Consider the following 25,051-nt stretch of genomic DNA (forward strand, 5'->3'; position numbering starts at 1 on the left):
GGACGAGAGGGCCCGCCGTGCGGCGGGGCAGTCAGTATAGCGGCCTTATGCGTCGGCGCGCGGCGGCGCATAAAAAAGGCGATTGATCAGCGTGCGCACCATCGGCGCGAGTTCGCCGGCCGCGAGTCCGGCGGGGCCCGTGCCGTGTGCGGTCAGCGTGTCGGCCGCGAGGCCGTGCAGGTAGACGCCCGCGAGCGCCGCTTCGTACGGGGCGACGCGCTGCGCGAGCAACGCGCCGATCAGGCCGCCGAGCACATCGCCGGTGCCGCCCGTGGCGAGCGCGGCGTTGCCGGTCGGATTGATCGTCACGCGGCCGTCGGGCGCCGCAATCACCGTGCCCGAGCCTTTCAGCACGATGTTCGCCACATAACGAGCCGCGAGCGCCTGCGCGGCGGCCACGCGGTCGCGCTGGATCGTCGCCGTGTCGCTGCCGAGCAACCGGGCGGCTTCGAGCGGATGCGGCGTCAGCACGCACGGATTGCCGCGCGTACCGCGCGTGGCGACGGCTGTCGCGAGATCGGCATGTGTCGCGACGAGGTTCAGCGCATCGGCATCGAGCAGCGTCGCGGCATCGTGTGCGAGCACGTCGCGCACGAGCGTCGCCGCAGCCTCGCGCGTGCCGAGCCCGCAGCCGGCCGCGATTGCGGTCATCGCGCCGAGATCGAGGCCGTCGGCCGGATGCAGCATCAGTTCGGGGAACGGCGGGTCGTACGGCGGCGCGCCGGCGCAGAGAAAGCCGACGTGAACCTTGCCGGCGCCGGCGAACAGCGCGGCGCGGGCGGCCAGGATCGGCGCACCGCACATGCCCGTGTCGCCGCCGAGCACCGCGAGACTGCCGAACGTGCCCTTGTGGGACGCGAATGCGCGCGCGGGCAGGGCGGCGGAGAATCGGGCGGGCGCGTTCAGCACGATGGCCGGCGCGGTGGGCGGCGCGACGTCGAGCGATGCGACGTCGATCTCGCCGGCGAGATCGCGGCCTTCGCCGGTGTAGAGGCCAGGCTTCGCGGCGATGAAGGTGAGCGTATGGGTGGCGGCGACAGCGACGCCCGCGCCGACGATCTGGCCCGTATCGCTGTCGAGCCCGCTCGGCACATCGAGCGCAAGCACGTGGCCGCCGCTGCGCGCATGCGCGGCGATGCGCGCGGCCTGCTCGGCGAACGCGCCGTCGAGCGCGCGGCCGAGACCGATGCCGAACAGCCCGTCGACGACCCACGCATAGCCGTCCAGCGACGCGGGTGGCGTGGCCGACAGCGGCACGCCGGCCGCGCGCGAGAGGCCGAGCGCCCATTGCGCATCGTCCGGCTTCACCGGCATCGGCATCCACGCTTGGGTCGCGACGCCAAGCTGCTGGAGGTGGGCGGCGGCAACGAGCGCGTCGCCGCCGTTGTTGCCCGGGCCGACCGCGAACCATACGGGACGGTCATCGCCGGCCACGCGCGCCGACAACCAGTGTGCGGCGGCGGCGCCGGCGCGGCCCATCAGCGTATGCGGCGGCAGCGCCGCCGCGGCGTCGGCTTCGGCCGTGCGCAGGTCGGCGACGCGCAGCAGCGCGATCGGATCGGAATCGGGGAGTGGGCGGGTAACGGTCATCGCGGGGTCGTGGCGGCTGGCAAGGAGGCCGCCGGGGACGGGCCCGCGGCGGTCAGGTCGTGAAGCGCGCGGCGCGCAGCGCGGCGAGCGTGTCGGCGGGCCAGTGCTGCACGTCGCCGCCCAGATAGTCGGTCACCACTTTAGCAGACCCGCACGCGAGCCCCCAGCCGGCCGGGCCGTGCCCGAAATTGACGAACACGCGCGGATGCGGGGTCGGACCGACGACAGGCAGGCCGTCCGGCGACAGCAACTGCGTGCCTTGCCACGACAACGCGGCCGAGATCCGCGCGGCGCCGGGTACCCAATCGTGGACGGCCTGCCCGAGCAGCGCGAGCGCGGCCTCGGACAGCGGCTCGGCGAGCGGCTTCGCGGTGTCGGGCAGGCTCTGCAGCACGGCGCCGCCGCCGACGCGCAGCCGCTGGTGGGTGCGCGTGATCGAGATCCGCTTGATCGAATCGATGACGTTCAGGTGCGGTGCGTGTTCTTCATAGGCGACCGGCGCAGTGAGCGTATGGACGCGCACCGGGTGCAGCGGCAGGCGCCAGCCGAGCCGGTCGAGCAGCGGCAGGCTGCCGGCGCCGGCGGCGACCACGATCGCATCGGCGGAAATCACGTCGACCTCGCGTGCGTTCGACGCGCGCCGGTCGCCGGTCGGGGCGAGCTCGACTGCGGCGCGGCCGGTGTCGGCGCGGATCGCGGCGACTTCCGCGCCGAAGCGGAACTGCACGCCATGCTCGTCGAGCGTCTGCTTGACCAGTTTCGCGAACAGCGGGCAATTGCCGGTGCGTTCGGTCTCGAGCAGCACGCCGCTGGCGAAGCCGGGTTCGGCCGGCACCGACGGCTCGAGCACCGCGCATTCGTCGGCGGAGAGCAGGCGGTACGGCTGGTCGTGCGTGCGCAGCAGCTCGAGCGCGGGCTGCATCGCTTCCCAGTCGCGCGGGTCGCGCACCACGTGCAGGATGCCGGGCTTCTGCTCGAATTCGAGTTCGAGGCGCATCTCGATGTCGGCGAGCGTGTCGCGCGATGCATCGATCAGCGGGCGCAGCCGCGCGTACTGGGCGGCGAACGCGTCGGGCTCGCGCAGCGTGCCGAGCTGCTTGACGAAACGGCGCACGCCGCCGTTGAAGCCCGGCTTGTAGACGATGCCGCTGTCGCGCGGCTGGCGCTGGCGCATGAAGGTCGGGCCGAACCAGACGTCGAGCGGGCTCGGCAGCAGCGCGCCGCCGTCGCCGTAGGTCGCACCCTGCGCGACGGTCGCGTGGCGTTCGACCACGCACACGCGATGGCCGGCCGCGCGCAACTGGTAGGCGGTGGCGACGCCGCTGATTCCGCCGCCGATGACGATGACATCCATGGATTGCTTCGATGACGGGTGGCGCGCGTGCGCCGCCTGGTGAAATTCGCTGAGGGCTCCGGCCCGGTGAACCCGGAATGATAGCGCCAAAATCGCGGGAGCCGGCGCCGGGCGAGCACGGACCGTGCAGCCGCGCCACGGCCGCCAGCTGCCTCGCCCGCGCGGGGCGGCCGGTGCGCGGCGCGTACCGCGGCACCGTTGCGGTGCATGCGGACTGCCGATCGGCCGGTCTGGAGCGACCGACTTCCGGGTATAATTACGGCCTTCCTTTCGCCCCACGTCGCCACCTCGCGCGACTCATCGACGTCAGTCCAGCCCATGGCTCACTTCTCGTGTTTTCCCGGCGCTTCGGCCCTCTCCGATTTCCGTCAAACCCGTCTGCTCGACACGCTCAGGCAAATCGACGCCAACATTGTCGCGGTGCGCGGGCAGTTCCTGCACTTCGTCAATGCGGCCGAGCCGCTGTCGGCCGACGACAGCGCGCGCATCGACGCGCTGATGCACTACGGCGCGCCGTTCGAGCCGGCGGCCGAGAAGGGCACGGCCGAGACCTTCGTCGTGCTGCCGCGCTTCGGCACGGTCTCGCCGTGGGCGAGCAAGGCAACCGACATCGCGCAGCACTGCGGCCTCACGCACGTGCGCCGCATCGAGCGCGGCGTCGAGTTCACGGTCACGCTGAAGTCGGGCCTGCTCGGCGGCAAGAAGGCGCTGTCGGACGACGCGCGCGCGGCCGTCGCGGCCGCGCTGCATGACCGGATGACCGAAAGCGTGGTCGCGGCACGCGACGACGCGAAGCACCTGTTCGATGAACTGCCGGCCAAGCCGCTCACGCGCGTCGACGTGCTGGGCGTCGGCCGCGGCGCGCTCGAGCGCGCGAATGTCGAGCTGGGCCTCGCGCTCGCCGACGACGAGATCGACTATCTGGTCGACGCATTCCGCAAGCTCGAACGCAACCCGACCGACGTGGAGCTGATGATGTTCGCGCAGGCGAACAGCGAGCACTGCCGCCACAAGATCTTCAACGCGCAGTGGACGATCGACGGCGAAGCGCAGGACATGTCGCTGTTCGCGATGATCCGCAACACCGAGAAGCTGAGCCCGCAGGGCACGATCGTCGCGTATTCGGACAACTCGTCGATCATGGTCGGCGCCGAAGCGGAGCGCTGGTTCCCGCGCAACACGGGCGCGGCCGGCGAGCCGGGCGAGCGTTATGGCCGCCACACCGAGCTCACGCACACGCTGATGAAGGTCGAGACGCACAACCACCCGACGGCGATCTCGCCGTTCCCGGGTGCGGCGACCGGCGCGGGCGGCGAGATCCGCGACGAAGGCGCGACGGGCCGCGGCGCGCGCCCGAAGGCCGGCCTCACGGGCTTCACCGTGTCGAACCTCGATCTGCCCGACGCACGCCAGTCGTGGGAAAACGCGCGCGACGCGGCGCAGCCGGTCGGCGAACGCAACCCGAACGAGGTGCACGGCCCGTACGGCCGCCCGGACCGCATCGCGTCGCCGCTGCAGATCATGATCGACGGCCCGATCGGCGGCGCCGCGTTCAACAACGAATTCGGCCGCCCGAACCTCGGCGGCTATTTCCGCGTGTACGAGCAGAACGTCGGCGGCCAGGTGCGCGGCTATCACAAGCCGATCATGATCGCGGGCGGCCTCGGCAACATCGCGGATCAGCATACGCACAAGCACGACGTGCCGGCCGGCTCGCTGCTGATCCAGATCGGCGGCCCCGGCATGCGGATCGGCATGGGCGGCGGCGCCGCGAGCTCGATGGCGACCGGCGCGAACACGGCCGAGCTCGACTTCGACTCGGTGCAGCGCGGCAACCCCGAAATCGAGCGTCGCGCCCAGGAAGTGATCAACGGCTGCTGGCAGCTCGGCGCGGAAAACCCGATCCTGAGCATCCACGACGTCGGCGCGGGCGGCCTGTCGAACGCGTTCCCTGAGATCGTCGACGGGGCGGGCAAGGGCGCGCGCTTCGAGCTGCGCAAGGTCGCGCTCGAGGAATCGGGCCTGTCGCCGCGCGAAATCTGGTCGAACGAAGCGCAAGAGCGCTACGTGCTGGCGATCGCGCCGGCCGATCTGCCGCGCTTCGAGGCGATCTGCGCACGTGAGCGCTGCCCGTTCGCGGTGGTCGGCGTCGCGACCGACGAACGCCAATTGAAGCTCGTCGACGACGAAGCGACGGGCGCCGATGAATACCCGGTCGACATGCCGATGGAAGTGCTGCTCGGCAAGCCGCCGCGCATGCATCGCGACGTCACGCGCGTGGCGACCGAGCGCGCGCCGGTCGACATGACGGGCATCGCGCTGTCGGCAGTCGCCGTCGATGTGCTGAAGCACCCGACGGTCGGCAGCAAGTCGTTCCTGATCACGATCGGCGACCGCTCGGTCGGCGGCACGTCGGTGCGCGACCAGATGGTCGGCCCGTGGCAGGTGCCGGTGGCCGATTGCGCGATCACCGCGCTCGACTATGCGGGCTTCAAGGGCGAGGCGATGACGATGGCCGAGCGCACGCCGCTCGCCGTGATCGACGCGCCCGCATCGGGCCGCATGGCGGTCGGCGAGGCGATCACGAACATCGCGAGCGCGCCGATCGCGTCGCTCGACAAGCTGAAGCTGTCGGCGAACTGGATGGCCGCGTGCGGCACGGCCGGCGAGGACGCCGCGTTGTTCGACACGGTCAAGGCGATCGGCATGGAGCTGTGCCCGGCGCTCGGGATCGGCATCCCGGTCGGCAAGGATTCGCTGTCGATGAAGACGAAGTGGGACGAGCAGGGCGTCGCGAAGGAAGTGGTGTCGCCGGTGTCGCTGATCATCTCCGCGTTCGCGCCGGTCGAGGACGTGCGCCGTCACCTGACGCCGCAACTGCGCCGTATCGCCGACGCGGGCGACAGCGTGCTGATCGCGATCGATCTCGGCCGCGGCAAGAACCGGATGGGCGGCAGCATCTTCGCGCAGGTCACGCAGCAGGTCGGCGACACGACGCCGGACGTCGACGATGCGGAAGACCTGAAGCGCTTCTTCAACGCAATCCAGTCGCTCAATGCGCAAGACAAGCTGCTCGCGTACCACGATCGCTCGGACGGCGGCCTGTGGGCAACGGTGTGCGAAATGGCGTTCGCGGGCCACGCGGGCGTGTCGCTGAATGTCGACATGCTGACGCTGGACCCGAATCACGAATCCGACTACGGCGATGCGAAGGACTGGGCGAAGCAGACGAGCGGCCGTCGCGAAGACCGCACGCTGCGCGCGCTGTTCTCCGAGGAACTCGGTGCCGTCGTGCAGGTGCGTGCGACCGACCGTGACGCGGTGCTCGGCGCGCTGCGCGAGTTCGGCCTGTCGGCGTGCTCGCACGTGATCGGCTCGGTCAACGATCGTGACGTGATCGAGGTGTACCGCGACGCGAAGAAGATCTTCGACGCACCGCGCACCGAGCTCCATCGCGCATGGAGCGAAGTGAGCTGGCGCATCGCACGCCTGCGCGACAACCCCGCGTGCGCCGATGCCGAATACGACACGCTGCTCGACGCGGCCGATCCCGGCATCTCGCCGGTGCTGAGCTTCGATCCGGCCGACGACATCGCTGCGCCGTTCATCGCGACGGGCGCACGACCGCGCGTCGCGATCCTGCGCGAGCAGGGCGTGAACTCGCATCTGGAAACGGCCTACGCGTTCGATCGCGCGGGCTTCGATGCACACGACGTGCACATGAGCGACCTGCTCGCCGGCCGTGCAACGCTCGCCGATTTCGCAGGTGCGGTCGCATGTGGCGGCTTCTCGTACGGCGACGTGCTGGGCGCGGGCGAAGGCTGGGCGAAGACGGTCCGCTTCAACGCGAACCTTGCCGACATGTTCTCGGCGTTCTTCGCGCGTCCCGACACGTTCGCGCTCGGCATCTGCAACGGCTGCCAGATGCTGTCGAGCCTCGCGTCGATGATTCCGGGCGCAGAAGCGTGGCCGAAGTTCACGCGCAACAAGTCCGAGCAGTTCGAGGCGCGCTTCTCGTTCGTCGAAGTGCAGAAGTCGCCGTCGATCTTCTTCGCGGGAATGGAAGGTTCGCGGATTCCGGTCGCGGTCGCGCACGGCGAGGGCTACGCGGACTTCTCGCAGCAGGGCGACATCGATCGCGTCGCGGTCGCGATGCGTTACATCGACCACCGCGGCGAAGCGACCGAGCGCTATCCGTTCAACCCGAACGGCTCGCCGGCCGGCATCACGTCGGTCACGACGGCCGACGGCCGCTTCTCGGTGCTGATGCCGCACATGGAGCGTGTGCATCGTACGGTCGCGATGAGCTGGCACCCGGAAAGCTGGGGTGAAGCGAGCCCGTGGATGCGTGTGTTCCGTAACGCGCGCCGCTGGATCGGCTGATCGGGATGATGTTCGACCCGAACGCGCCGGTCGAGGTCGTCACGCTGCGCGACGAGCGTGCGGGCGACGGCGACGCGATCGGCCGCGTGATCGTCGCCGCGTTCGCGGGCGAGCGGGAAGGCGGGCAGTTCGAGCGGCGGATCGTCGACACGCTGCGTGCGGACGGTGCGCTGAGCGTCTCGCTCGTCGCGGAGCGCGACGGCCGCCTGATCGGGCACGTCGCGTTCTCGCCGGTGTCGATCGGCGGTGAACCGTCGGGCAGCCAGCGCTGGTACGGGCTGGCGCCGCTCGCGGTACTGCCCGACTGCCGGCGACAGAGCATCGGTGCAGGGCTGGTGCGCACGGGGCTCGACGCGTTGCGCCGGCTTGGCGCGCGCGGTTGCGTCCTGCTCGGCGACCCCGCGTACTACGCGCGGTTCGGCTTTGCGCCATCCGGCGACATCGTGTTCCCGGGCGTGCCGCCCGAGTATGTCCTCGCGCTGTCGCTCGACGATTCGGTGCCGCGGCCGTCGGGTGACGTTCGCTATCAGGACGTGTTCCATCCCGCGTAGCCTGCACTTGCGGTGCGCGCGAATCCGGCACGGAAAAGGCCGCTCTTTGGAGCGGCCTGTTTCTTTTCGCCGGGCGGCAAGCGCATCGTGACGCGCCCGCAGGCAGTGCGCGGGCAATGAAAAAGCCGCTCCGAAGAGCGGCTTTTCGATGCATGGGCGACGAGCGCCGGCGTTACTGGATCTTTGCCTGCTGGCGCAGACCTTCCTCGAACGCCTGCAGCTTCTGCTGCACGAGCTGCTGCGCGATCTGCGCCTTCACTTGGTCGAACGGCGGCGGCGCGATGTCGCGGATGTCGTCGACGCGGATGATGTGCCAGCCGAACTGCGTCTTCACCGGCGTGTCGGTCATCTGGCCTTTCTGCAGCTTCTGCGCAGCCGCTGCGAATTCCGGCACGTATGCCTTCGGGTCGGACCAGTCGAGGTCGCCGCCGTTCTTGCCCGAGCCCGGATCCTTCGAGTACTGCTTCGCGAGATCCTCGAACTTCGCGCCGGCCTTGATCTTCGCGATCAGGTCCTTCGCCTGCTGCTCGTTGTCGACGAGGATGTGGTGCAGGTGATATTCGCGGTTGCCGCCGGCGCCCTTGACGAGGTCGTCGTAGCGGGCCTTCACTTCGGCGTCGGTCGGCTGGTTCTTCTTCAGGAAGCTCTCGATCATCGAACGCAGCACGACGGTCTGCTGCGCGACGGCGACTTGCGCCTTCACGTCCGGACGGTTCGGGATGCCTTCGCGGATGGCTTCCTGCATCAGGATTTCGCGGTTCACGAGTTCCTGGCGCACGGCCTGCTGCAGTTGCGGGCTGTCGGTCTGGCCTTGCTGGACGAGCTGAGCAACCATCGCGTCGGCGCGCGACTTCGGAATCGGCGTGCCGTTGACGACGGCGATGTTCTGGGCAAATGCCGGTGCCGCTGCAAAGGCAGCCGCCGCGACCCACAGGCGGGGGGATTTCAGGATCATCGGGAATTCCTAATGAGACTAGATTGAAGATTCGTTGAACTCTTCGGGCGTGTAAGCCACGATCGCGAGCGCGTGAATGCCGCGCTGCATCGCATCAGCGAGCGCATCATACACCAGCCGGTGCCGCGCGACGCGCGGCTTGCCCGCGAAGGCGGCCGACACGATCGTGACCGTGAAGTGGCCGCCGGCGGACGCGCCGGCGTGGCCCGCGTGCTGCGCGCTGTCGTCGCGCACGGTGAGCGACAGCGGGGCGAGCGCTGCGGTGAGGCGCGCTTCGATCAGCGCGATGCGTTCGTCGGGCGACGCGTGGAGAAAGGCGTCCGTCATGTCACTCGTCCTTCAGGTATTTCGTGAGCCACAGGCTCTGCAGGATGATGAATACGACCATCGCGCCCGTCGTGCCGAACAGCTTGAAGTTCACCCATTGCGATTCGGTGAAGTTGTGCACCACGTACAGGTTCGCGACACCGAGCACCGCGAAGAACAGCGCCCAGGCGACGTTCAGCTTGTCCCACACGGGGTGCGGCAGCGTGAGCTGCTTGCCCATCATCTTCTCGATCAGGTTGTTGCCGAACACATAGCGCGCGGCGAGCAGCCCGATCGCAAACAGCCAGTACAGCACAGTCGGTTTCCATTGAATGAATTTCTCGTCATGCAGGACGAGGGTGGCGCCACCGAAAACGACGATCACGCCGAGGCTGACCCACAGCATCGTGTCGACCTTCCGGTGCCGGAAGGCAACCCATGCAACCTGGGCCAGCGTCGCGACGATCGCGACGGCGGTAGCGGTAAAGATGCCCCAGACCTTGAAGGCGGCAAAAAACAGGATGATCGGAAACAGATCGAACAGGAATTTCATGGCGCTCGCAGCTGCGTGAAAGGCCGCTTGCGCGGCCTTTCACCGTTGTAGGGACCCGCCAGGCGCCACCGTCGCGGATCGGGGCGGCCAACCCGGAGGCAGGCCGCCCGGGCGAGGGTCGCCTCGCCGATCCGTCCGGCGCCGCTCATTCGTTTTCGGGTCGGGACTCGAAGTTTAACGCAGCTGAATTGATGCAGTACCGCAAACCGGTCTTGTCGCGCGGGCCGTCTTCGAAGACGTGGCCGAGATGCGCGCCGCAGTGATTGCAGCGCACCTCGACGCGCACCATCCCGTGCGAGTAATCGACCTTTTCGTCGATCACCTCGCCGTTGAGCGGCTTGAAGTAGCTGGGCCAGCCGCAGCCCGAGTGGAATTTGGCGCCGGATTCGAACAGCGGGGTGCTGCAGACGACGCATTTGTAGATACCGTCGTCTTCCGTGTCGGTGTATTCGCCGGTGAACGCACGCTCGGTCGCCGCATGCTGCGTGACTTCGTACTGCATCGGCGTGAGCCGGCGGCGCAGCTCGGCGTCGTCCTTCTCGTACGGGAAGGTCTTGTCGTCGGAATCGTGGGACATGTGGGGTTCTCCTGATCGGTCGGTCGATACGCGCGGGTTGGGGCTCAGGACGAGCAGCTCACTTCGAGCGACCCGGCCCAGTCGGGCGGCAACGCCGCGTATGCTTCATGCTCCGGTTGTTCGTCGAACGGCCGGCGCAGGATCTGCGCGAGTCGCTCGACTTCCGAGAAATCCTTTTCCTTCGCGCGCCGGATCGCGACTTCGGCCAGATGGTTGCGCAGGACGTATTTCGGGTTCGCGCGGTTCATCGCGGCTGCACGTGCCGCGTCGTCGCGCGTTTCCTCGGACAGCCGCGCGCGGTAGAGGTTCGCCCACGCATCGAACGCGTCGCGGTCGATGAACAGGTCGCGCACGGGCGCGTCGCGGCTCGCGTCGTGCTTCGAGATCTGCGCGAGCCGGCGGAACGTCAGCGTGAAATCCGCGTGGCTCGCATGCATCGTCTCGAGCAGCTTGTTGGCGAGTTCGGCATCGTTCTCGCGCTCGAGCTCGAGGCCGAGCTTCGCGCGCATCGCGCGTTCGAGCGCGGGGCCGAAACGTTCCGGAAACTTCGCGAGCACGGCCTGCGCGTCGTCCACCGCGCGCTCGGCGCGTGCATCGTCATCCGCAATGCCGTGCTGCAGCCCGATCAGCGGCAGCAGCGCCTGCGCGAGGCAATAGCAGTTCCAGTGCGCAATGCGCGGCTGCATCCGGTACGCGTAGCGGCCGCCGTTATCGGAGTGGTTGCAGATGTGGTTCGCGTCGAACGCGTCGACGAAGCCGAACGGGCCGTAGTCGATCGTCACGCCGAGGATCGACATGTTGTCGGTGTTCATCACGCCGTGGCAGAAGCCGACGGCCTGCCACTGCGCGACGAGGTCGGCCGTGCGCAGCGTCGCGGCTTCGAGCAGCGCGAGGTACGGATCGTCGGCGCGGCGGCAATCCGGGTAGAAGCGGTCGATCACGTGATCGGCGAGCTGGCGCAGCAGGTCGGGGCGATCGTTCGAGAAGAAGTGCTCGAAGTGGCCGAAGCGCACGAAGCTTTCCGACACGCGCGTGACGACGGCCGATGTCTCGATCTCCTCGCGCACCACCGGCTGGTCGGAACCGATCACCGTCAGCGCGCGCGTGGTCGGGATGCCGAGGTGATGCATCGCCTCCGAGCACAGGAATTCGCGGATCGACGAGCGCAGCACCGCGCGGCCATCGCCCATCCGCGAGTACGGCGTACGGCCGCTGCCTTTCAGTTGCAGCTCGTAGCGGCGGCCGTCGGTGCCGGTGCGCTCGCCGATCGTCAGCGCGCGGCCGTCGCCGAGCTGGCCGGCCCACACGCCGAACTGATGGCCGGAATACACCGAAGCGTACGGCATCGCGGTTGCGGGCCAGTCGCGCGTCGGGTTGCCGGCGAACAGCTCGGCGAAGCCAGGCTGCGCGGCGATCGACGCCGGCAGGTCGAGCAGTTGCGCGACCTCGTCGGAAAAGCCGACGACGTACGGCGCGGCAAGCGGCGCGGCCGGCAGCCGCGTATGAAACGCGTCGCCGAGCCGGACGAACGCGCCTTCGGCGGGTGCGCCGAGCGTGGCGGCGAGGTCGGGAAGGGTGTCAGCCGCATCGGCTGCGCTTCGGGAAAACGACATGTTGAGCGCCTCTGGGTAAGCCGATATTGTAAGGCGGCGCCGCGCCGCCCGCATGGTGGCCCGCGCACCGTGCGCCACGCCCGCCCGGGGCCGCGGACGGACGCGCTGCAGAGGCACCGATTCGCATCCACACGGAGAACAAGACGATGGGCAAGCCGTTGCTGGGCCAGATGATGGACATGCCGTTGCTGGTTTCCTCGCTGATTTCTCATGCCGCGCGGCACGCCGGCGACACGGAGATCGTGTCGAAGCGCGTGGAAGGCGATCTGCATCGCTACACGTACCGCGATTGCGAGCGCCGCGCGAAGCAACTGGCGCAGGCGCTCGCGCGGCTCGGCGTCGAAACCGGCGATCGCGTCGGCACGCTGGCGTGGAACGGCTACCGGCATCTGGAAGCGTATTACGGGATTGGCGGCATGGGGGCCGTGTGCCACACGATCAACCCGCGCCTGTTCCCCGAGCAGATCGCGTACATCGTCAATCACGCGGAAGACCGCTACGTCTTCTTCGATATCAATTTCGCACCGCTCGTCGAGGCCATCGCACCGCAATGCCCGCACGTGAAGGGCTGGGTCGCGATGACGGACGCCGCGCACCTGCCGTCCGGCACGACGCCGTTCCTCTGTTATGAAACGCTCGTCGAAGCGGAGGATGGCCGCTACGAGTGGCCGCGCCTCGACGAGCAGCAGGCGTCGGGGCTCTGCTACACGTCGGGCACGACCGGCAACCCGAAGGGCGTGCTGTATTCGAACCGCTCGACCGTGCTGCACGCGTACGGCGCCGCGCTGCCCGACGCGATGAACCTGTCCGCGATGGACGCCGTGCTGCCCGTCGTGCCGATGTTCCACGTCAACGCATGGGGCCTGCCGTACGCGGTGCCGCTCACGGGCGGCAAGCTCGTGCTGCCCGGCAAGGATCTCGACGGGAAATCGCTTTACGAGCTGATGGAAGCCGAGCGCGTGACCTTTTCCGCGGGCGTGCCGACCGTGTGGCTCGGCCTGCTCAACTACATGCGCGAGGCCGGCGTGCGCTTCTCGACGCTGAACCGCACGGTGATCGGCGGCTCCGCGTGCCCGCCCGCGATGCTGCGCACCTTCGAGGACGAATACGGCGTGCGCGTGATCCACGCATGGGGGATGACCGAGCTGTCGCCGCTCGGCACGCTCGCGAAGCTCAACTGGGCGCAGTCGCAGCGGCCGCTCGACGCGCAGCGCAAGCTGCTCGAGAAGCAGGGGCGCGTGATCTGCGGCGTCGACATGCGCATCGTCGGCGAGGACGGCCACGAACTGCCGTGGGACGGCGTCGCATTTGGCGAACTGCAGGTGCGCGGGCCTTGGGTGATCGACCACTACTTTCGCGGCGATACGTCGCCGTTGTCGGACGGCTGGTTCCCGACCGGCGACGTCGCGACGATCGACCCCGACGGCTTCCTGCAGATCACCGACCGCAGCAAGGACGTGATCAAGTCGGGCGGCGAGTGGATCAGCTCGATCGACATCGAGAACGTCGCGATTGCGCACCCGGGCGTGGCCGAGGCGGCCTGCATCGCCTGTGCGCACCCGAAATGGACCGAGCGCCCGCTGCTCGTCGTGGTGCCGCGTGAAGGGGCGAACCTGAGCCGCGACGCGCTGCTCGCGTTCTACGAAGGCAAGGTCGCGAAATGGTGGATTCCCGACGACGTCGTATTCGTCGAATCGCTGCCGCACACCGCGACCGGCAAGCTGCAGAAGCTGAAGCTGCGCGAGACGTTCCGCGATTACGTGTTGCCGACGGCGGTCTGCGAGCCGTAACGCCGGGCGCGGTCCGGACGCGGCTCGTGACGCGGTTGCCCGATCCGTCCCCGGATCGGGAACAAAATTCAAATTGAACGACCGTGCTTTTTCGTTGTATGCTGCCTCCGTTCATCCGGACATGCGGCTGTTCGACCGCGCACAATGAAGCGCAGCCACCCCGGCGCGCGATGCATGGAGGCAGGCAGATGGCAGTGGATTACTCGACTCGCGACGGCGTGGCCGTCCTTACGCTCAACAATCCGCCCGTCAACGGGCTGGGTCTGTCGACCCGTCAGGGTGTCATGGACGCGCTCGATCGCGCCGCGCAGGATCCGTCGGTCACGGCCATCGTGCTGACCGGCGCGGGGCGCGCCTTCTCGGGCGGCGCCGACATCACCGAATTCAATACACCGAAGGCGTTGCAGGAGCCGACGCTGCACACTGTGATCCGCGCGGTGGAGGCGAGCGCGAAGCCCGTCGTCGCGGCGCTGCACAGCGTCGTGATGGGCGGCGGCCTCGAGCTCGCGCTCGGCGCGCACTACCGCGTCGCGGCGCCCGGCGCGCAGGTCGCGCTGCCCGAAGTGAAGCTCGGCCTGCTGCCGGGCGCGGGCGGTACGCAGCGCCTGCCGCGCGCGGTGGGGCTCGAAACCGCGCTGAACATGATCGTGTCGGGCGCGCCCGTGCCGTCGGAGCAGCTCGCGAAGAGCGGGCTGTTCGACGAAATGGCCGACGGCGACCTGCTCGACGCGGCCGTCACGTTCGCCCGCAAGGTCGGTGCGCAGAAGGGGCCGCATCCGCGCGTGCGCGATCGCAAGATCGTCCACGCGAACGCAGCGGGCTTCATCCAGTTCGCGCGCAATTCGGCCCGGGCCGCCGCACCGAATTTCCCCGCGCCGCACAAGTGCATCGACGCGATCGAGGCCGGCGTGCTGCACGGCTTCGACAAGGGCAGCGTCGCCGAGCGCGAGGGTTTCGTCGCGTTGATGATGACGCCGGAAAGCCGCGCGCTGCGGCATGCGTTCTTCGGCGAGCGCGCGGCGAGCAAGATTCCCGACGTGCCGGCCGATACGCCGTTGCGCGAGATCCGCCGCGTCGGCGTGATCGGCGCGGGCACGATGGGCGGCGGGATCGCGATGAACTTCGTCAACGCAGGCCTGCCCGTCACGCTGCTCGAGACGAAACAGGACGCGCTCGAGCGCGGCGTCGCGACGATCCGCAAGAACTACGACGCGCAGGTGAAGAAGGGCAAGCTCACGCAGGAGAAGCTCGACGCGCGCATGGCGCTGATCACGCCGACGCTGTCCTACGACGACCTGAAGGACGCCGACCTGATCGTCGAGGCCGTATTCGAGGAACTCGGCGTGAAGGAGCAGGTGTTCAAGAAGCTCGACGAAGTCGCGAAGGCGGGCGCGATCCTCGCGTCGAACACGTCGACGCTTGACGTCGACAAGATCGCCGCGTTCACGAAGCGTCCGCAGGACGTGGTCGGCATGCACTTCTTCAGCCCGGCGAACGTGATGAAGCTGCTCGAGGTCGTGCGCGGCGCGCAGACCGCGAAGGACGTGCTCGCCACCGTGATGGCGGTGGCGAAGAAGATCCGCAAGACGGCGGTCGTGTCGGGCGTGTGCGACGGCTTCATCGGCAACCGGATGATCGAGCAGTACATTCGTCAGGCGCTGTTCATGCTCGAGGAAGGCGCGCTGCCCGCGCAGGTCGACCGGGCGATCGAGAAATTCGGTTTCGCGATGGGCCCGTTCCGGATGAGCGACCTCGCCGGCAACGACATCGGCTGGGCGATCCGCAAGCGCCGCTACGTCGAGCAGCCCGATCTCCAGTACTCGAAGATCGCCGACCGCCTCTGCGAGCAGGGCCGCTTCGGCCAGAAGACGGGGGCCGGCTGGTACGACTACGTGCCGGGCGATCGCAAGGCAAAGCCGTCGTCGCTCGTCGACGAGATGGTCGTCGCGTATTCGAAGGAGCGCGGTGTCGAGCGGCGCAAGATCGGCGACGACGAGATCGTCGAGCGGCTCGTGTTCGCGCTCGTCAACGAAGGCGCGAAGATCCTCGAGGAGAAGATCGCGTCGAAGGCGTCCGACATCGACATGGTCTACCTGACCGGCTATGGCTTCCCGCTGTGGCGCGGCGGCCCGATGCTGTACGCGGACATGGTTGGCCTCTACAACGTCGAGCGCGCGATTCGCCGCTACGCGGCTGCACCGAACGGCGACGCCTGGCAGCTCGCGCCGTCGATCGCGGCGCTCGCGAAGGCCGGCCGCGGGTTCAACGGCTGACGCGCCGGATCGCGGCGCGACGAACACCCGGAGAAATGCAATGAAACGCACCGACGACGTATTGCTCGTGATCGACGTGCAATACGACTTCATGCCGGGCGGCGCGCTCGCGGTGCCCGACGGCGACGCGGTCGTGCCGGTAATCAACGCGCTCGCGCAACGCTTCGACCAGGTCGTGCTGACGCAGGACTGGCACCCGCGCGAGCACGTGTCGTTCGCGGCGAACCATCCGGGCCGCGAACCGTTCTCCACGCTCGCGCTGCCGTATGGCGAGCAGGTGCTGTGGCCCGTGCACTGCGTGCAGGACACCGACGGCGCGGCGCTGCATCGCGACCTCGACATCCCGCATGCGCGGCTCGTGATCCGCAAGGGCGGCGACGCACAGGTCGACAGCTATTCCGCGTTCGTCGAAGCCGATCGCACGACGCGCACCGGGCTTGCGGGCTATCTGCGCGAGCTCGGCGCGAAACGCGTGTGGTGCTGCGGGCTCGCGACCGACTACTGCGTCGCGTGGTCGGCGCTCGATGCGCGCGCGGCGGGTTTCGAAGCCGCGGTGATCAACGATGCGTGCCGCGCGATCGACCTGAACGGGTCGCTCGCCCGCGCATGGCAGCAGATGCAGGCAGCGGGCGTCGCGCATGTGACGTCCGCGGGCGCGCGCCCGGCGGCGTAGCGCATTCCCCCATCCGATTCAGGACATGAAGCAGGACCGAAGGAGACTCGCATGACCGAAGCCGTAATCGTATCGACCGCCCGCACGCCGTTGGCGAAATCCTGGCGCGGTGCTTTCAACATGACGCACGGCGCGACGCTCGGCGGCCACGTGGTCGCGGCCGCGCTCGAACGCGCGAAGCTCGACCCCGCACGCGTCGAGGACGTGATCATGGGTTGCGCGAACCCCGAAGGCGCGACCGGCGCGAACATCGCGCGGCAGATCGCACTGCGCGCGGGGCTGCCCGTGACGGTGCCGGGGATGACGGTGAACCGCTTCTGCTCGTCCGGGCTGCAGACCATCGCGCTGGCCGCGCAGCGGATCATCGCGGGCGAAGGCGAAGTGTATGTGGCGGGCGGTGTCGAATCGATCTCGTGCGTGCAGAACGAGATGAACCATCACATGATCCAGGAAGGCTGGCTCGTCCAGCACAAGCCGGAGATCTACTGGAACATGCTGCAGACGGCCGAGAACGTCGCGAAGCGCTACGGCATCTCGAAGGAGCGGCAGGACGAGTACGGCGTACAGTCGCAATTGCGGGCGGCGGCCGCGCAGGAAGCCGGGCGTTTTCGCGACGAGATCGTGCCGATCACCGTGCTCGCGGGCATCGCCGACAAGGCGACGGGCCGCTTGTTCACGAAGGAGGTGACGGTGTCGGCCGACGAAGGGATTCGCCCCGACACGACGCTCGAAGGCGTGTCGAAGATCCGCTCGGCCGTGCCGGGTGGCGTGATCACCGCCGGCAACGCGAGCCAGTTCTCGGACGGTGCATCGGCCTGCGTCGTGATGAGCGCCGACGCCGCGCAGCGCGAAGGGCTGCAGCCGCTCGGCGTATTCCGCGGTTTCGCGGTGGCGGGTTGCGAGCCGGACGAGATGGGCATCGGCCCCGTGTTCGCGGTACCCAAGCTGCTGAAGCAGGCGGGGCTGAAGGTCGCCGATATCGGCCTGTGGGAATTGAACGAAGCGTTCGCCGTGCAGGTGCTGTACTGCCGCGACACGCTCGGGATTCCTGAGGATCGCTTGAACGTGAACGGCGGCGCGATCGCGGTCGGCCATCCGTACGGCGTATCGGGCGCACGCCTGACGGGCCATGCGCTGATCGAGGGCAAGCGGCGCGGCGTGAAGTACGTGGTCGTCACGATGTGCATCGGCGGCGGGCAGGGCGCAGCCGGGCTGTTCGAAATCCTCTGATCTTTGACACCGCGCGGCCGCGGTTTCGCTTCGGCGAGGCAGGCGGCCGCGGCGTGAATCGGCGCGACTGATCCGCTATTCGAAACAATCGGGAAGCAAACGGCATGCGCCCGGCAATGCCGTTTCCCCTTACTTGTCAAACGAATTGCCCCACCTATACTTGCTCTGACATTTGCCTTTCGGCACGATGGGCCAGATCGTGCGTCGTGCGATCCGTGCCGCGAAGGTTAGAACCAACGCAGCAGACCGACCGGGGACCGAATGAGTACGACCTATGCAGCCGGGGAACCGCCGCGCGTCGTCAGCGCGGCCGCGAGGCTCTACGCGAAATGCCTGCTGGTCGGATTCGCGTTGCTGCCCGCCTATCTGATCGCCTATCTGTGGTTCTTCAGCGACCCGCGCGTCGTGTTCGAGAACCACGCGTTCCATGAAATCGCGATCGCCGCCGCGACCCTCGAAGGCGCGTTCGTCACCTACGTGACGTGGGTGTGCTACCGGTCATCCGGCGAGCCGCTGCTGCGCTGGCTGACCCTTGGCTTTCTCGGCTTCGCGATGATCTATGCGCTGCATGGCGCGTTCACCGGGATGGCGCATCACAACATCTGGCTTTTCCTGCTATACGGGCCCGCGTCGCGGCTCGTGATGTCGATCCTGCTGCTCACGGGCCTGCTGTCGTATTCGCGACCGCCCGATCGCATCGAGAAGCGCACGAGCATGCGCACGTGGCTGCCGTGGATCGTGTTCTTCGTGATCGTCAACGTGGCCGTGGCGTACATTGCGTATTCGCCGGTCGCGGGCGCGCCGGGTACGCGGCTGTCGATGGAAGGCGGCGCGCTCGTGTTCTCGCTGCTGAACGTCGCTTTGCTGCTCGCGCGGCGGATCCGCTCGCCGCTGATGATGATCTACGGCGTGTCGATCATGGCGTTTGCGCTGTCGTCGCTCGCGTTCATTCTCGGCAAGCCGTGGAATCACATGTGGTGGCTCGCGCACGCGATTTTCGCGGGCGGCTTCTTCCTGCTCAGCTACGGCGTCGTGCAGGCGCTGCAGACGACGCGCTCGTTCTCGGCGATCTACAGCCAGGAGGACCTGATGAGCCGGCTGTCGGAATCGATGGCGCGTACCGAGAGCGCGCTGCAGGAACTGCGACGCACGAACCAGAAGCTCGAGTACATCGCCGCGACCGATCCGATGACGGGCGCGTCGAACCGCAGGCAGTTCATCGCGCAGGTCGAGCGCGAGATGGCGCGGGCCGAGCGTGACGGCACACCGTTCTGCCTGCTCGCGCTCGATCTCGACAATTTCAAGAACATCAACGATGCATACGGGCACCAGATCGGCGACGAGGTGCTGCGTGGCGTCGTGCGCCAGTGCCTCGATGCGATCCGGCCGGCCGGCGGGCTCGCGCGGGTCGGCGGCGAGGAGTTCATGGCGCTGCTGCCGGAAATGCCGCTCGAAGGTGCGCGGATGACCGCCGAGCGCGTGCGCTCGTCGATCGCGAGTTCGCCGTTCGGGCTCGATTTCAAGCGCGTGCAGGTGACGGTCAGCGTCGGCGTCGCGCAATACGGGGCCGACGGCAGCACGGTCGATGCGTTGCTGCGCGTGGTCGGCGAACGCCTGTACCAGGCGAAACGGGAAGGGCGGAACCGGGTCGTTTCGCGGTGACATGGGTTTGCGCGGCACGCGGGCACGGGTGATCGGGCGCGCGACGTTCGGCAATGCGGCCGTGCGGAAGAGGTGTCGATCGCTTCAATGCCTGCCGAAGCCCCGGTGGCGGTAACGCCTCCGGGGCTTGTGCATGCCAGGTCGGCATGCGTCCGGCGCTGCGTTACCGCGATGCCAGGGCCGCGGCGCGCTTCGTCGGCTGAGCATCCTGCATCCGCTGCGACGCCTGCCACCAGTACTTGCCCGCACGCTGCTGCGGATCACGGATCGCGAGATACGTCGTACTCCAGAGCTGTGCCGCGTTCGCCTCGGTGGCGTCCGCGCTGCGCGTGCCGAATGCATCGGTCTGGTACTTGCCGTTCACGTAGGACCACGTCCACATCTCCGACGTGCGCATGTCGCGTCCGTTCGAGATCACCTGCCAGATCGTCTGCCGCGCTTGCGTGAGCAGCGTGCGTGTCGCGGCTGACAGGTCCTGGCGCGCGAGCTGGCGATCGAGCCCGGCCACCCACATCGCCTGCTGCCACGACCAGATTACCGTGCCGTGATACGCGGAACTGGTGAACTTCGGCCACAGCGCCTGGCTTGCATACGCAGGATTCGCGATCAGCATCCCGGCATCGGTCACGAGCCCGGTCGGGAACGGCCGCGTGACGTCGGCGACGATCCGCTGCAGCTCGTCGTCCGGCGGCGTGCCGAACAGCAGCGCGAAGCCGCCATCCGAATTCATCACCGGGATCGGATTGCCCTGCTGATCGAGCGACAGCGCGTAGAACGCCAGCGGCATGCCCGGTGCGGCGCCGGCCGGCACGCCGGCGGACGGCGCATAGGCCGACACGTCGGTGGCCGCCTGCGCGGCCGGCACGCTGACCTGGAACAGCGGAGGTGCCTGCGTTTCCCACGTGGCCGCCTGGTTCGCCGTGTTGGCGAGCGTCGCGCGCTGTCCGGCATCCAGATACGGATCGAGCAGGCCGCGCGTGAGGAATGCGTTCGCCGCGCGCAGCGCGGCCGGCACGAGCACCGCGTTCACGTCGTACGGGTAGACGCCGCCGCCGAGCCCGTCGGTGCTGTCGCGCCAGTTGCCGACGATCTCGCCGGGCCGCAGGTGGATCAGGTTCGCGACCGACGGCTGCTGCGCGAACGGCTGCGCGGTCGTCGCGACGTGCAGCAGGTTGACGACCAGGCGGCTGCCGTTGGTCTGCCCGTCGCTGCCGCGCTGCGCGAGATACGCGGCCGCGCGGGCCTGGCCGCGCGTATCGTCGATCAGCCACGCGGCAGCGATCGGCGCGAGCAGGTAGTCACTGTCGATCATCTTGTAGTCGTAGGTCGGCGTCGAATCGTTCGGCCGCCCGTTCTTCTGGTTGTCGACGAGGGCGAATTCGCCGATACCTTCCTCGTGCGCGACCTTGCCGTCGGTCGACAGCCGGCTCAGCACCGACGACAGGCCGGCCTCGATCGCCGCGGGTTCGAGCACGGGCATCAGCATGCGCACCGAGATCAGCGTGTCGCGACCGAAGTAGGTGTCGTACTGCCACGAGCCGGCCAGCAGCTTGTCGTGGAAGCTCAGGAACTCAAGCACGTTCTGGCTCACCGGGTCGGGGTTGACGGACGGCGCGAGCAGGTCGGCACGCGTGATCGGCGACAACGGCGTCTCGCCCGACAGCGCATCGACATGCAGCCGCAGTGTGTGCGAGCCCGCCGGTGCGCTCAGGACGAGCTTGCCGCCCGCTGCCGGCACGATGCTGCCGCCGTCGCGCAGCGTGATGCGCAGCGAATAGCCGGGCGCGCCGTCGATCCGGTCGCGTTGCCATTGCGCGGCGCTGCCCTGGACCGTCGGCGCGGTGAGGATCTGCTGCGGAACCGTTGCGCCGCCGTTGAAGTCGCGCAGGAAGCGCACGTTGCTGAGCACGCCCTGGCGGATCGTCAGCGTGTTGGTGTCCACCGACACGTCGGCGCCGATACCGTACAGCGGGCGGCCGTGTGTGTCGGGCGCCGATAGCGCGGACGGCGGCGTGTCGAGGCTCCAGTTCACTGGCTGCGCGGTGTCGTCGAACCACAGCCCCGTGCCGCTGTTGCCGGCGGGGAAGACCACAAGCAGGCGCGGCTTCGTCGACGAGCGCGCGAGCAGGTGCGCGGCGACCTTGTCCTGCCGGTAGAACGCGTTGATCTGGCCACCGGTGTCCATGCGGAACGACAGCGCAGCCTGGTTCGATGGCGGGCTGGCCGGTTGGATGTCGTCGTCGTTGCAGGCGGCGAGCAGGCCGGCGCAGACGAATCCCGTGCACAGCGATTTCGCGAAGCGATGCATGTCACGTCCCTCCTGATGACTGGCGATTTTTTCGAGACTTATCGAATGAGCGGGTGCTCGGTCTGCGTCACCCGGTATTGTAGAATTCCCGGAAATTATGGAATTAATCCGGGCGTGATTCTGGGGTGAATTGAATGGGAAATAACCCGTTATCGGTTAATTCCGGAATTGAAAACAATAGGAGACGCTGCCTCGGTCAGGCATGAAAGACTGCTCTGCTGGCGTCCCGGTGCAGTGCCGCCGTTGCTGCGTACACGGCGTGAAAAACAAAACGTAAGCCGCCGTAGGGGATTCTAAAGTTCCGATAAAGTCGAAGTCAATAATGAATTGATGGTTTTCGGATAATGCACTGAAATGAGGTCGCAATTATTGCTTGCCGGATCGGTAAAATATGCAAATTCATGAGGGAGTGGAGATGCGCCGATTATCGAGTTCGGCGAAAATCGATTGGCAATCGATGCCCGTATTGGCGATTGATTTCGAACCGGGATTGAATCGTGACGGTTCGTCTGTCGCCGAGTCTCGGGCGGTGCAAACTGAAGGCGCGGAACGCGATGGATTTTGGCGATACGGAGCGGTGAGCAACCGGCGTTCCTGCGACCGGGCCGACGGGTGATCCCGAGAACCTGACTCCATGCGATCGCGCCAACCGCGTCGGCAAGTTTGGTAGGCTGGTGGCCCGCCTCTGCTTACCGAATTGACGCAGTCGATCATTGATGCGATTCGATATCCGTCATTTGCGGGGCTGACGATTTTGCGACAGAGCGACTCTTCATCGATGGTCGATGGTGGTTGACGTCGCGTTCACTCCGGAGCATGCACCGTGCTGCACGTACCCGACGATTCAGTGGTCGTATTGGTTGATTTTCAGACGCGGCTGATGCCGGTGATCCACGAAGGGGTATCCGTCGTCACGCAGGCGGTCCGACTTGCCCGTATTGCGCAGATAGTCGGGGTGCCGGTGATGGGTACCGAGCAGAGCCCCGTCCAGTTGGGCCGGAACGTACCGGACATCCAGGCGCTGTGTTCGAACACGATCGTCAAGGACCATTTCGACGCGTGCGCCGAGGGACTGGTCGATGCATTGCCGGCCGGGCGCAATAGCGTCATCGTCGCCGGTTGCGAGGCGCACGTGTGCGTGTTGCAAACGGTGTTCGGGCTGTTGCGCAGCGGCCGCCAAGTCACGGTGGTCAGCGATGCAGTGGGGTCGCGCAAGACGATCGACCGGGACGCAGGGATCGCTCGGCTCGGGGCGGCGGGGGCGCAAATCGCGACGGTCGAGATGATCGGGTTCGAGTGGCTGGGATCCAGCCGGCATCCCCATTTTCGCGATGTGCTGCGCCTGATCAAATGAGTCGCGGCGCCTCCGCGCGCTGACGGAAACAGCGTTCCTGAAGCCGGATGCGTGAATCTCGGGATACCGGCCATTGGAGCCGGCAGGTTGGGTAGGCTTGCTGGCGGTGGTCGCGGGCGGGATCCTCGCGTCGGCGGGCGACACGGAGAAAATCGGGCATCGTTGCCGCTGGTATGAATTGCCCGTTTCGAGCCCAGCCTTTCAGCGCCTGGTTGCGCGGTCCGGCACGCGAGTGAATGGCGGGGCGGCGCAACATGCGTGACCGGCCAGGGTTTCAGCGGGAATGGCGGATCAACGCGAACGGGGGCGAACGAAGCGATTAGACATTTTCAGTTGCTTGCAGTCCCGCCGATAACCCGCTTGGACCGTCTCGTGCCAGAGGTGTCCGTTTCATATTTCCCGCCCTCACGCATTCTCCCGAGGGCGGGACTCTTTGCATGTAGGGGCGTGTCCGGCAAAGCGACTTTGTTCCCAAATATTGATCAGCTATATTGAAGATGCCTCGGGGGCGAAGCACAGGACGGGCACAAAATGAAATACACGAACAATGCGAACGCAGACCCCATCTGGGGAGTTGTCGCGGGTCTTATCTTGACTGCGGTTGGGCTAGGCATGGGTATCTTTCCCAAGTTCCTGGACAGCACCGGCTCGCTTAACGATTTCGTCTCGTCCGGCGTTACGATAGTTGGAGTCTTTCTGATTGTTTACGCCATCCGCGAGACGCGGCGAAAGCATCAGCGCTGAAGGCCAAGGCTGGCGCTGCGTGTTTCGCCCTCGCGTCAACCGAATCGAAGACCTGCTTCCCTGGAACATCGAGATGCAACCTGTTCTGCAAGAGGCCGCGTGAGATGACGCGCGAAAAGCGACTTCCCGTGCATCGGGACAACTGCTGCAACTGAAAATCGCGCTGTCGAGAATTAAGCCATCGATCTGGCGCCGAGTCGTGGTGCCGGAAACGATAACGCTCGCCAAATTGCATCGAGTGATCCAAGCCCCTCTGGGCTGGACCGACAGTCACCTGCATGAGTTCGAGATTGCGGGGGAGCGCTACGGCATCCCCGATCCGGCGTTCGGGCTTCGGCGAGCCGGTGATCTCTGAAGCCCTGGCGAGGCTGGGACAATGCCTGGGCGGTGCCGCGGCACTGCGTTACCTCTACGACTTCGTCGACGACTGGGAGCACAAGATCACGGTCGAAAAGGTTCTGCCGGCAGATACCTGCCTGTATCCCTTGTACCTCGGTGGCGCCAACGCGTGCCCTCCCGAAGATGTCGGGGCGGGCCTTACGGATACGATGCGTTCGTCGAGGGGATCGCCGACTCCACGCACCCCGAGCATGAACACATGCTCGACTGGCACGGCGGGCGATTTGATCCCACCGCGATCGACCACGACCTCATTCAGGCCCGCCTTCAGCGCATCGAGCTCTGGGCGTCAAGATGATCTTCTATGGACGGTTACTTCTCACAACAGTTGGAGCCTTCACAAAACTCGGGGCGGTTCACGCCGCTCGGAACGGAAATTTCAGAGATTGGCGAGCAACCGTAACTGGTGCTGGGTCTCGGTCCCCAATACGAGTACATAGAATCGCGCTTCGCGACGCTCAGGCGCTGAAAGATTTTGTGCGTCGGAAAATGTGTTCCATTCGTCACCGTCGATGCGCTCAAGTTTGCCATGGGTCCGAGCAAAGGCAAGCAACAACCGACTCGCTTCACGTCGGATAACGATGCGGTCCATATTCAATACATAAGGTCGCCAGCCGTCCAGAAGCACAACGTAGTGAGGTACGTAACTTCGGTCGACTATCATCGTCGGCGTTGCCATTCCTCGAGATCTGGTTAGCAAATCAGACTCCTTCGAACGTCGCCATCCGCATAGGGT

General features: G+C 67.1%; 20 protein-coding genes and 1 pseudogene. 12 read left to right on the forward strand and 9 right to left on the reverse strand.

Going from position 1 to position 25,051, the window contains the following annotated elements:
* Positions 1–45 precede the first annotated feature (45 nt).
* Complete coding sequence (locus tag LGN17_RS11690) at positions 46–1,590, reverse strand: NAD(P)H-hydrate dehydratase (RefSeq protein WP_226196898.1); 1,545 nt, start codon at positions 1,588–1,590, stop codon at positions 46–48.
* Positions 1,591–1,642: 52 nt separating this feature from the next.
* A complete protein-coding gene (locus LGN17_RS11695) occupies positions 1,643–2,944 on the reverse strand; it encodes an FAD-dependent oxidoreductase (RefSeq protein ID WP_226196899.1) in 1,302 nt (433 codons plus the stop codon).
* Positions 2,945–3,262: 318 nt separating this feature from the next.
* On the opposite strand from LGN17_RS11695, the gene purL reads away from it, so the two are divergent.
* On the forward strand, positions 3,263–7,327 hold the full coding sequence (purL, locus tag LGN17_RS11700) for a phosphoribosylformylglycinamidine synthase (RefSeq protein ID WP_226196901.1): 4,065 nt from the start codon (positions 3,263–3,265) through the stop codon (positions 7,325–7,327).
* A gap of 5 nt (positions 7,328–7,332) precedes the next feature.
* Entirely contained in the window at positions 7,333–7,878 is a 546-nt protein-coding gene (locus LGN17_RS11705) for a GNAT family N-acetyltransferase (protein ID WP_226196903.1), read from the forward strand.
* Between the two features lie 172 nt (positions 7,879–8,050).
* Here the strand turns inward: LGN17_RS11705 and LGN17_RS11710 are convergent, their stop codons facing one another.
* From LGN17_RS11710 to LGN17_RS11730, 5 genes are all read right to left on the reverse strand, one after another.
* Positions 8,051–8,833, reverse strand: coding sequence for a peptidylprolyl isomerase (locus tag LGN17_RS11710; protein ID WP_069256899.1), 783 nt, complete (start codon positions 8,831–8,833; stop codon positions 8,051–8,053).
* 18 nt (positions 8,834–8,851) lie between these two features.
* Positions 8,852–9,160, reverse strand: a complete 309-nt coding sequence (locus LGN17_RS11715; RefSeq protein ID WP_021163397.1) for a BolA family protein — start codon at positions 9,158–9,160, stop codon at positions 8,852–8,854.
* 1 nt (position 9,161) lies between these two features.
* Positions 9,162–9,692: a septation protein A gene (locus LGN17_RS11720; protein ID WP_175955865.1), complete on the reverse strand. Its 531-nt coding sequence runs from the start codon at positions 9,690–9,692 to the stop codon at positions 9,162–9,164.
* A gap of 145 nt (positions 9,693–9,837) precedes the next feature.
* Positions 9,838–10,269 (reverse strand): peptide-methionine (R)-S-oxide reductase MsrB, encoded by a 432-nt coding sequence (msrB, locus tag LGN17_RS11725; protein WP_046545914.1) that lies wholly within the window; start codon positions 10,267–10,269, stop codon positions 9,838–9,840.
* Positions 10,270–10,313: 44 nt separating this feature from the next.
* Complete coding sequence (locus LGN17_RS11730; protein ID WP_226196905.1) at positions 10,314–11,882, reverse strand: protein adenylyltransferase SelO; 1,569 nt, start codon at positions 11,880–11,882, stop codon at positions 10,314–10,316.
* Positions 11,883–12,028: 146 nt separating this feature from the next.
* Here LGN17_RS11730 and LGN17_RS11735 point away from each other — a divergent pair, with 146 nt between their 5' ends.
* The 5 genes from LGN17_RS11735 to LGN17_RS11755 all read left to right on the forward strand — a co-directional run bounded on the left by LGN17_RS11735 (position 12,029) and on the right by LGN17_RS11755 (position 19,510).
* Complete coding sequence (locus tag LGN17_RS11735) at positions 12,029–13,672, forward strand: 3-(methylthio)propionyl-CoA ligase (protein ID WP_226196907.1); 1,644 nt, start codon at positions 12,029–12,031, stop codon at positions 13,670–13,672.
* Between the two features lie 188 nt (positions 13,673–13,860).
* The gene (locus LGN17_RS11740) at positions 13,861–15,945 is read left to right on the forward strand and encodes a 3-hydroxyacyl-CoA dehydrogenase NAD-binding domain-containing protein (RefSeq protein WP_226196909.1); all 2,085 of its coding nucleotides are present in this window, start codon (positions 13,861–13,863) and stop codon (positions 15,943–15,945) included.
* Positions 15,946–15,985: 40 nt separating this feature from the next.
* Positions 15,986–16,618 (forward strand): bifunctional nicotinamidase/pyrazinamidase, encoded by a 633-nt coding sequence (gene pncA / locus LGN17_RS11745; protein WP_175955875.1) that lies wholly within the window; start codon positions 15,986–15,988, stop codon positions 16,616–16,618.
* Positions 16,619–16,669: 51 nt separating this feature from the next.
* Positions 16,670–17,848 (forward strand): acetyl-CoA C-acyltransferase, encoded by a 1,179-nt coding sequence (locus LGN17_RS11750; RefSeq protein WP_226196911.1) that lies wholly within the window; start codon positions 16,670–16,672, stop codon positions 17,846–17,848.
* A gap of 261 nt (positions 17,849–18,109) precedes the next feature.
* Positions 18,110–19,510, forward strand: coding sequence for a GGDEF domain-containing protein (locus LGN17_RS11755; protein WP_226196913.1), 1,401 nt, complete (start codon positions 18,110–18,112; stop codon positions 19,508–19,510).
* A 163-nt stretch (positions 19,511–19,673) separates the two neighbouring features.
* Here the strand turns inward: LGN17_RS11755 and LGN17_RS11760 are convergent, their stop codons facing one another.
* Positions 19,674–21,818, reverse strand: a complete 2,145-nt coding sequence (locus tag LGN17_RS11760) for a hypothetical protein (protein WP_226196914.1) — start codon at positions 21,816–21,818, stop codon at positions 19,674–19,676.
* A gap of 823 nt (positions 21,819–22,641) precedes the next feature.
* Between LGN17_RS11760 and LGN17_RS11765 the strand changes: the two genes are divergently transcribed.
* The 5 genes and pseudogenes from LGN17_RS11765 (at position 22,642) to LGN17_RS36480 (ending at position 24,613) form a co-directional block, all read left to right on the forward strand.
* Entirely contained in the window at positions 22,642–23,172 is a 531-nt protein-coding gene (locus LGN17_RS11765; protein WP_226196915.1) for an isochorismatase family protein, read from the forward strand.
* A 531-nt stretch (positions 23,173–23,703) separates the two neighbouring features.
* A complete protein-coding gene (locus tag LGN17_RS11770; protein ID WP_226196916.1) occupies positions 23,704–23,916 on the forward strand; it encodes a hypothetical protein in 213 nt (70 codons plus the stop codon).
* A 151-nt stretch (positions 23,917–24,067) separates the two neighbouring features.
* Entirely contained in the window at positions 24,068–24,271 is a 204-nt protein-coding gene (locus LGN17_RS36470) for a plasmid pRiA4b ORF-3 family protein (protein ID WP_264165922.1), read from the forward strand.
* Positions 24,195–24,383, forward strand: a pseudogene (locus LGN17_RS36475) (IS1096 element passenger TnpR family protein); the annotation flags it as partial. The gene LGN17_RS36470 and the pseudogene LGN17_RS36475, both read left to right, overlap by 77 nt.
* On the forward strand, positions 24,293–24,613 hold the full coding sequence (locus LGN17_RS36480) for a plasmid pRiA4b ORF-3 family protein (RefSeq protein ID WP_264165903.1): 321 nt from the start codon (positions 24,293–24,295) through the stop codon (positions 24,611–24,613). The pseudogene LGN17_RS36475 and the gene LGN17_RS36480, both read left to right, overlap by 91 nt.
* 81 nt (positions 24,614–24,694) lie before the next feature.
* On the opposite strand, the gene LGN17_RS11780 is transcribed toward LGN17_RS36480, so the two are convergent.
* Positions 24,695–24,979, reverse strand: coding sequence for a hypothetical protein (locus tag LGN17_RS11780; protein ID WP_226197150.1), 285 nt, complete (start codon positions 24,977–24,979; stop codon positions 24,695–24,697).
* Between the last annotated feature and the right edge of the window lie 72 nt (positions 24,980–25,051).

This window comes from Burkholderia sp. AU30280 (assembly GCF_020420125.1).
GTDB lineage: Bacteria > Pseudomonadota > Gammaproteobacteria > Burkholderiales > Burkholderiaceae > Burkholderia.

Coding starts and splice junctions, on each gene's coding strand:
- LGN17_RS36480 (WP_264165903.1), top strand. CDS start 24,293: ATGCCTGGGCGGTGCCGCGGCACTGCGTTACCTCTACGACTTCGTCGA.
- LGN17_RS11780 (WP_226197150.1), bottom strand. CDS start 24,979: ATGATAGTCGACCGAAGTTACGTACCTCACTACGTTGTGCTTCTGGAC.
- LGN17_RS11740 (WP_226196909.1), top strand. CDS start 13,861: ATGGCAGTGGATTACTCGACTCGCGACGGCGTGGCCGTCCTTACGCTC.
- msrB (WP_046545914.1), bottom strand. CDS start 10,269: ATGTCCCACGATTCCGACGACAAGACCTTCCCGTACGAGAAGGACGAC.
- LGN17_RS11705 (WP_226196903.1), top strand. CDS start 7,333: ATGATGTTCGACCCGAACGCGCCGGTCGAGGTCGTCACGCTGCGCGAC.
- LGN17_RS11715 (WP_021163397.1), bottom strand. CDS start 9,160: ATGACGGACGCCTTTCTCCACGCGTCGCCCGACGAACGCATCGCGCTG.
- LGN17_RS11760 (WP_226196914.1), bottom strand. CDS start 21,818: ATGCATCGCTTCGCGAAATCGCTGTGCACGGGATTCGTCTGCGCCGGC.
- LGN17_RS11730 (WP_226196905.1), bottom strand. CDS start 11,882: ATGTCGTTTTCCCGAAGCGCAGCCGATGCGGCTGACACCCTTCCCGAC.
- purL (WP_226196901.1), top strand. CDS start 3,263: ATGGCTCACTTCTCGTGTTTTCCCGGCGCTTCGGCCCTCTCCGATTTC.
- LGN17_RS11755 (WP_226196913.1), top strand. CDS start 18,110: ATGAGTACGACCTATGCAGCCGGGGAACCGCCGCGCGTCGTCAGCGCG.
- LGN17_RS11750 (WP_226196911.1), top strand. CDS start 16,670: ATGACCGAAGCCGTAATCGTATCGACCGCCCGCACGCCGTTGGCGAAA.
- LGN17_RS11735 (WP_226196907.1), top strand. CDS start 12,029: ATGGGCAAGCCGTTGCTGGGCCAGATGATGGACATGCCGTTGCTGGTT.
- LGN17_RS11710 (WP_069256899.1), bottom strand. CDS start 8,833: ATGATCCTGAAATCCCCCCGCCTGTGGGTCGCGGCGGCTGCCTTTGCA.
- LGN17_RS11695 (WP_226196899.1), bottom strand. CDS start 2,944: ATGGATGTCATCGTCATCGGCGGCGGAATCAGCGGCGTCGCCACCGCC.
- LGN17_RS11720 (WP_175955865.1), bottom strand. CDS start 9,692: ATGAAATTCCTGTTCGATCTGTTTCCGATCATCCTGTTTTTTGCCGCC.
- LGN17_RS11770 (WP_226196916.1), top strand. CDS start 23,704: ATGAAATACACGAACAATGCGAACGCAGACCCCATCTGGGGAGTTGTC.
- LGN17_RS11690 (WP_226196898.1), bottom strand. CDS start 1,590: ATGACCGTTACCCGCCCACTCCCCGATTCCGATCCGATCGCGCTGCTG.
- pncA (WP_175955875.1), top strand. CDS start 15,986: ATGAAACGCACCGACGACGTATTGCTCGTGATCGACGTGCAATACGAC.